1 pseudogene is annotated in these 1,251 nt (G+C 41.5%); it reads left to right on the forward strand.

From position 1 onward, the window contains the following. Positions 1-102 precede the first annotated feature (102 nt). Positions 103-1,251, forward strand: a pseudogene (locus ASV53_RS24075) (IS4 family transposase); the annotation flags it as partial.

Here is a 1,251-nt window from a genome sequence, read left to right on the forward strand (position 1 = left end):
CTTACGAATCCCCACAAAATACCTTTGTAGTTCAATAAGTAGACACGCACCTTACCTTCTGATCTAATGAATTCACCACAAACACAAAAGATTGAAAGCAAGATGCGTGATATTCAAATACTACACGAGTCGCTGGAAAATCAATGCCCTAACATTCACAAAAAGAGACTAAAATCACTCATGGACTCGGTGCAATCATTGCTTAGCAATGATGCACTTACGCTTACTTTGCTAGGGCGTTCTCTTCCTTCAAAGGCCAAAACGAAACACTGTATTAAGCGCGTTGACCGTTTATTAGGTAATAATCACCTGCACCACAACAGACTCGATATTTATCGGTGGCACTGTCATCAATTTTGTTCGGTCAATGCACACTATTGTCTTAGTCGATTGGGCTGATATCCGCGAATACGAACGACTCATGGTACTAAGAGCATCTATTGCTGTAGACGGTCGTTCTGTTACGCTTTTCGAGCAAACTTTTACTTTCAAAAACTACAACTCTCCACGCAGTCATCAACAGTTTCTCGACAACTTTAAAGCTGTTTTACCCTCGCATGTCATCCCTATCATCGTGACTGATGCTGGCTTTCGTAATACATGGTTTAGGCAAATTAATAACATGGGTTGGTGTTATCTTGGACGCGTAAGAGGAGATGTAAACGTCTGAATAAAAAAACAATGGCAACACATCAAGCAGTTGTTTAATCAAGCGAGTAGCAAACCTAAATATGTCGGATTCACACAGTTAGCCAAGCGAAAGCCATTGCAATGTCATCTTCATCTCTATAAAAAACAAACACCTAAAAAACGTAAAGACCGGCCAAAAGGTCGAGAACACTTCTCCGCCCAGGCTGTCCATAAGAAGTCAGCCTTAGAACCTTGGCTACTAGCAACTAATATCCCAACCAATATATTTTCATCTCGATGTATCGTCAGGCTCTACACCAAACGAATGCAAATTGAAGAAACATTCCGTGATTTAAAAAGCCGCACTCATGACCCTAAACGATTCGACATTCTCCTACTCATTGGTCTGCTCGCTTTTATGGTCTATTGGTGGTTTGGAATAATTGCAGAACATAACGGTTGGCACCGTCACTTTCAGGCAAATTCAGTAAAAGACCGACGCGATTTATCATTTGTAAGGCTAGGAAAAGAGGTCTTCCGACGGCTGGAATATCACATCAACGAACCAGTAATACGCTGGGCGCAATCCACCCTAATTCTAATGGCAAGGAACAATTATCG

Origin of the sequence: Photobacterium sanguinicancri (assembly GCF_002265265.1) — a bacterium.
Lineage (GTDB): Bacteria > Pseudomonadota > Gammaproteobacteria > Enterobacterales > Vibrionaceae > Photobacterium > Photobacterium sanguinicancri.